Annotated in this window: 7 protein-coding genes and 1 pseudogene; 7 read left to right on the top strand and 1 reads right to left on the bottom strand. The window is 67.7% G+C overall.

The features are described from left to right. A pseudogene (locus A3E77_RS10275) lies at window positions 1–190 on the top strand (hypothetical protein); the annotation flags it as partial. Window positions 191–294: 104 nt separating this feature from the next. Here the strand turns inward: A3E77_RS10275 and A3E77_RS10270 are convergent. Further along, a complete protein-coding gene (locus A3E77_RS10270) occupies window positions 295–924 on the bottom strand; it encodes a TlpA family protein disulfide reductase (protein WP_293645598.1) in 630 nt (209 codons plus the stop codon). Here A3E77_RS10270 and argH point away from each other — a divergent pair. The 6 genes from argH (at window position 896) to A3E77_RS10240 (ending at window position 5,285) form a co-directional block, all read left to right on the top strand. Further along, window positions 896–2,299 carry an argininosuccinate lyase gene (gene argH / locus A3E77_RS10265; protein ID WP_293645596.1) on the top strand — a complete coding sequence of 468 codons (1,404 nt, stop codon included), beginning with the start codon at window positions 896–898 and terminating at the stop codon, window positions 2,297–2,299. The two genes, A3E77_RS10270 and argH, sit on opposite strands and share 29 nt — an antisense overlap. After that, window positions 2,299–2,550, top strand: a complete 252-nt coding sequence (locus A3E77_RS10260) for a hypothetical protein (RefSeq protein ID WP_293645594.1) — start codon at window positions 2,299–2,301, stop codon at window positions 2,548–2,550. The genes argH and A3E77_RS10260 overlap by 1 nt, the downstream gene beginning before the upstream one ends. An 18-nt stretch (window positions 2,551–2,568) precedes the next feature. Then, window positions 2,569–3,828, top strand: a complete 1,260-nt coding sequence (gene lysA, locus A3E77_RS10255) for a diaminopimelate decarboxylase (RefSeq protein WP_293645592.1) — start codon at window positions 2,569–2,571, stop codon at window positions 3,826–3,828. A 1-nt stretch (window position 3,829) separates the two neighbouring features. Further along, a complete protein-coding gene (locus A3E77_RS10250; protein WP_293645590.1) occupies window positions 3,830–4,597 on the top strand; it encodes a precorrin-2 dehydrogenase/sirohydrochlorin ferrochelatase family protein in 768 nt (255 codons plus the stop codon). Between the two features lie 40 nt (window positions 4,598–4,637). Beyond that, a complete protein-coding gene (locus A3E77_RS10245; RefSeq protein ID WP_293645588.1) occupies window positions 4,638–5,006 on the top strand; it encodes a hypothetical protein in 369 nt (122 codons plus the stop codon). A gap of 132 nt (window positions 5,007–5,138) precedes the next feature. Beyond that, on the top strand, window positions 5,139–5,285 hold the full coding sequence (locus tag A3E77_RS10240; protein ID WP_293645586.1) for a hypothetical protein: 147 nt from the start codon (window positions 5,139–5,141) through the stop codon (window positions 5,283–5,285). The last annotated feature ends 304 nt before the right edge of the window (window positions 5,286–5,589 follow it).

Genomic DNA, 5,589 nt, shown 5'->3' with positions numbered 1-5,589 from the left:
TAATTACAAGACCGACATTCTGGAGGCGGAGAAGGAGCTGACCAGCGACCTTCGCCGCGCCACCGACCGCGAGGACCGCTGGGACGCGTGGGACGAATGGGAGACCGAGGTGGTCGACGCCGACAAGGATTATGTGAAGGAAATGCGAAAGAAAGGCTATCGCAGCGGCCGTGTGACGGTCGGCGGATAAGTCATGCCGAGTTCCCCGGAGCCTTGCTCTGGGTCGCAGGGAAGGGCGGGCGTCATGGGGCGTCCGTCCTTTCTTTGCGTCCCCCTCCCGCAAGCGGGAGGGGGCTAAGTACCAGCCTCGGCCAACAAAGCCTGCGCTTCTTTACCCTGCCAGTCGATTGCCCCGACGACGCGCCAAAGCTCACGCCCCTCGGCGTCGTAGAAAATGCTCGTCGGCAACGCGCTGCTGGCGGCATCAAGCAACCCGTTCTCGGGATCGACATAGGGTTGCAGCGCCTTCATCCCCGCTTTCTGGAACCAGGGGTCGACGACTTCGGCGCCTTGCAGGTCCTGCGCCACCGCGATCACCGTCATCCGGTCGCCGCTGGTCGCCGCGAGCGCGTCGAGCGTCGGCATTTCGGCGACGCACGGCGCGCACCAGGTCGCCCATAAATTGACGAGCAGCGGGCGCCCGCGAAACGCTGCCAGCGTCACCGGCGCATCGTCGGGGCCCTGAAAGGCGACGTCGGGGGCTTTCGCCCCCTTGCGGCTGCGATCGACGACATGCTGGAAATGATCGACGCCGCCTTGCTTCGCTTGGCCCGGCGAAATATTTGCTTGGCCTTCTGCCGCTTGCCCGTCCGTCTGCTTTTCCCTATCGCAGCCCGCGATTGATCCGGCCAGAAGCACGGCGAGGGTCGCAAGATACGGGCTTGGAACGCGGCGGATGGCGAATACTCCGGACAGCAACAGCATGTGGGGCGGCCGCTTCGGTGGCGGACCCGCGGCGATCATGCAAGAGATTAACGCATCAATCCCCATCGACAAGCGTCTGTGGGAAGAAGATATCACGGCCAGCCGCGCGCACGCCGCGATGCTTGGTGCCGCGGGCATCATCGGTGCCGATGACGCCGTCGTCATCGACCGTGGGCTGGCGCAGATCGCGGATGAATTTGCCGCCAATGGCGTCCCCGTCGACCTCGCGCTCGAAGACATCCACATGACCGTCGAATCGCGGCTCAAGGAACTGGTCGGTGAAGCCGCCGGACGCCTCCACACCGCGCGCTCGCGCAACGATCAGGTCGCGACCGATTTCCGCCTGTGGACGCGCACCGCGTGCGAGCGGATCGACGCGGGCCTTGGCGCGATCCAGGCGGCGCTGCTGGCGCGCGCCGAAGAACATGCGGGCAGCATCATGCCCGGCTTTACCCATTTGCAAGTCGCGCAGCCGGTGACGCTCGGCCATCATCTCCTCGCCTATGTCGAAATGTTCGGCCGCGACCGTTCGCGCTTTGTTGACGCGCGCCGACGCCTCAACGAATCGCCGCTCGGCGCCGCGGCGCTGGCGGGCACCAGCTTCCCGCTCGATCGCGATGCGACGGCATCGGCGCTCGGCTTCGACCGTCCGATGGCGAACAGCATCGACGCGGTGTCCGACCGCGACTTCGCGCTCGAATTTTGCGCGTCGGCCTCGATCGCGGCGATCCACTTGTCGCGCCTTGCCGAAGAAATCGTGATCTGGGCCAGCCAGCCTTTCGGTTTTGTGGCTTTGCCCGACGCCTGGTCGACCGGCAGCTCGATCATGCCGCAAAAACGCAACCCCGACGCCGCCGAACTGGTGCGCGGCCGCGCGGGACTGCTGCTCGGTGCGTTCCAGCGTTTGGCTGTGATCGTGAAGGGGCTGCCGCTGACCTATTCCAAGGATTTGCAGGACGACAAGGAAACCGTTTTCGGCGCGTTCGACGCGCTCGCGCTGTCGCTCGCGGCGATGACCGGCATGGTCGAAACGCTGACCTTTCGGACCGACCGGATGCGCGCGCTGGCGGCGTCGGGCTATTCGACCGCGACCGACCTTGCCGACTGGCTGGTGCGCGAGGCAGGGCTGCCGTTCCGCGAGGCGCATCATGTCGTCGGCGCTTGCGTGAAGCGGGCCGAAGAACTGGGCGTCGAGCTGTCGGCGCTGCCCGCCGAGGATGCTGCGGCCATCCATGCCGCGGTAACGCCCGACGTCCTGGCGGCGTTGACGGTCGAAGCGTCGGTTGCCAGCCGCACAAGCTATGGCGGCACCGCGCCCGACCGGGTAAGGCAGGCCATCGCCGCAGCCCGCGCGGCGCTCGAAGGAACGATGTGATGGCGACAAAGCGCCGCGTCATTTTTGCTATCGCTGCGACCGCGCTGCTCGGCGCGTGCGGCAGCAAGGAAGATCTGAAGCCCGTGGCAGGCCAGCCCGCCGCGGCGATTCCCGTTGGCGCCACGCGCGCCCCGACGACGGAGGAGCTCACGACGCCTGACGCGCAGGCCCGGCCAGCGCGCAGCGACGAACTTCTCAAACGGTCCGAACAACGCGAACCCGACGATTTTGACTTGCCGCCTCCGGGCTGAGCTTCAGGACTATAACTAATGACCTATTTTGAAATTCGTGACGGCGTCATGCACGCCGAAGACATCCCCTTGCCGCGCATCGCCGAAGAAATCGGCACGCCCGTCTATGTCTATTCGCGCGGCGCGCTCGAAGCTCATGCACAGGCATTTCGCGACGGGCTGAAGGATGTTCCGAAGAAGCATCTTGCCTTCGCGATCAAGTGCAACCCCAATTTGGGCGTGCTGCGCGTCCTGGCGCGGCAGGGCTATGGCGCCGACGTCGTTTCGGGCGGAGAGCTTGAGCGCGCGCTCGCCGCGGGCATGGCGGCCGAAGATATCGTCTTTTCGGGTGTCGGCAAGACGCGCGCCGAACTGGCGCAGGGGCTCGACCGCGGCATCGGCCAGTTCAACATCGAACATGAGCCGGAGGGTGTCGCGCTGTCGGAAATTGCGCTGGCAAAGGAAATGACCGCCCCGGCGGTGCTGCGCGTCAATCCCGACGTCGATGCGGGCACACATGCCAAGATCTCGACCGGCAAGGCCGAAAACAAGTTCGGGGTCGGCATCGACGTCGCTCCCGAAATCTTTGACCGCCTGTCGGCGCTGCCCGGGCTGAACATGCGCGGCATCGCGGTGCATATCGGCAGCCAGTTGACCAGCCTCGAACCGCTCGAAGCCGCGTTCCGGCGCGTCGGCGAACTTGTCACCGACCTGCGCGCCGCGGGACACAGCATCACGCATGTCGACCTCGGCGGCGGTCTTGGCGTGCCGTACAAGGACGACGATAATCCACCGTCGCCCGCCGAATATGGCGCCATGGTCGCCCGCGTTACCCGCGACTGGGACGTCACCTTGATGTTTGAACCCGGCCGCGTGATCGCGGGCAACACCGGCGTGCTGCTGACCGAGGTGCTGTGGGTCAAGCCCGGCGCAAGCCACCCCTTCGTCATCGTCGATGCGGCGATGAACGACCTGGCGCGGCCCGCGCTCTACGACGCCTACCATGATTTTGTCGCGGTCCGGCCGACGGGTGACAAGATGACCGCGTCGATCGTCGGCCCGGTGTGCGAAACCGGCGATACCTTTGCGCGCGACCGGGTGACCGATGCGGTGCAGCCTGGCGACCTTGGCGTCTTCCGCACCGCGGGCGCCTATGGCGCGACGATGGCGTCGACCTATAACAGCCGCAGCCTCGTTCCCGAGGTGCTTGTCGACGGCGACCGCTATGTCGTCGTCGCCGATCGCATCGCTGCGGGCACGATCATGGCGGCCGAACGCGTGCCCGACTGGATCGATTGACGTGGACCAGCTTCCCATCTTCCTGAACCTGGCCGGCCGCACGGTCGTGCTGGTCGGGAAGGGGGAGGCGGCCGATGCCAAGGCGCGGCTGATCGTCCGCGCGGGCGGCCGGATCGTGCCCGAATGGGAGGAGGGCGCGGCGATCGCCTTCGTCGCCCTCGACGATGAAGCCGACGCCCGCGCCGCCGCGACGGCGCTCCGCGCGCGCGGCCTGCTCGTCAATGTCGTCGACCGCCCCGATCTTTGCGACTTCACCACCCCCGCGATCGTCGACCGCGCCCCGGTGACGATCGCGATCGGGACGGGCGGTGCGTCGGCGGGCCTTGCCAAAGCCATCCGCCAGCGGATCGAAGCCTTGCTCCCCGCGCGGCTCGGCGCGCTCGCATCCGCGCTCCATGCGGCGCGCGGCGCGTTGAAAGCCCGCTGGCCCGACGCGGCCGACCGCCGCCGCGCGATCGACGATGCACTGGCGCGGGGCGGTGCGCTCGATCCGCTGGGCAGCGACGCGGCCGACCAGGTCGACGCCTGGCTGGCGCGCGAAACGCCGCTGCGGCCGTCGCGCCTCGAAACGATCACGCTGGTCGGCCCCGACCCCGACGACCTCAGCCTGCGCGCCGCGCGCCTGCTGGGGGAGGCTGACCATATTTTCCATCCCGCCGACGTCCCCGCCGCGATCCTCGCCCGCGCGCGCGCCGATGCGGTTCGGCACATCGCGGATGCGCCACCCGTCGACCCGCCGCCCGGATTGTCGCTCTGGCTTGGACCCTGATATCGGCCTAGGATCGCGCCGAACCCTTAGGGAGATGGATATGTTGCGAACAATGCCATGGGCTTGCCTGATCGCCGCGGCCGCGCCGACCGCCGCCGCGGCTCAGGTCGCGGAGGCCGACCGCGCCGCGTTTCAAACCGCGGCGACGGACTTCACCGGATGCCTGCGCGCGACCGTCCAGATGGGCATGACGACCAAGATGGACCCGGCGAAGTTCCAGGAAGGGTTCGCGAAAAGCTGCCTCGAACAGGAAGCGCGTTTCCGCGGCATCGCGGTCAAGGTCGCGATGGCAAGCGGGCGGTCGGAAAGCGCCGCCCAAGCGGAAATCGACGGCAATATCGCGAACGGCCGCCGGGCGTTTGCGGCCGATCAGGAAAGCTATATCAAAACCGGCAAGGTGCCGCGCTAAGGCACTATTGCCCGCCAGCTCCCCCCACCCCTGGCCCCATTACAATAAGTTAACTGGCCGCCGCGCGCGCCGTTTTCTAGCCCTGTGACCGGCGGCCGGGTCGCGCCGCCGGTCATTCAAGGGGAGGGGATTATGGAGTTGCCATCGATCGACATCGACGCATTGCCGTTGCTCGACACCGCGGTCGGGCTGTTCGGCTCGCTCGTCGGCGACACCGCCGCGTCGGGACCATCGGTGTTCGAGATCGCGGTCACCGTCGCGCTGATCATCTACGACTGATGGCGGCGGGTGTGCGCTGCCCGGTGGCGCGCACCCCGCCAAGGCCCCCGTGACGACCGCCGCATCATCCCGCCACGACCATTTTCCCCGCGCCGACATCGCGCGCCGCGATGCGATGCGCCGGGCGGCGCGCGATCTCGACGCGGCATGGACCGCCGCCGATTGCGCTCCCGGCGGCCTGGCCGCGGCGATCGACGCGCTGGCCGATGCGCCGCCCGATGTCGCGATCGCCCGCCTTTTGCCCTGGCTTTCGGACGGCCACTGGCTCCGCGGCCGGATCGACGCCGCCCTTGGCTTGCTCGCG

The organism is Sphingopyxis sp. RIFCSPHIGHO2_12_FULL_65_19 (assembly GCF_001830555.1).
In the GTDB taxonomy this organism is placed as follows: domain Bacteria; phylum Pseudomonadota; class Alphaproteobacteria; order Sphingomonadales; family Sphingomonadaceae; genus Sphingopyxis.
The sequence above is the reverse complement of the archived record's forward strand: the minus strand, read 5'-3'. Positions and strand labels throughout refer to the sequence as shown.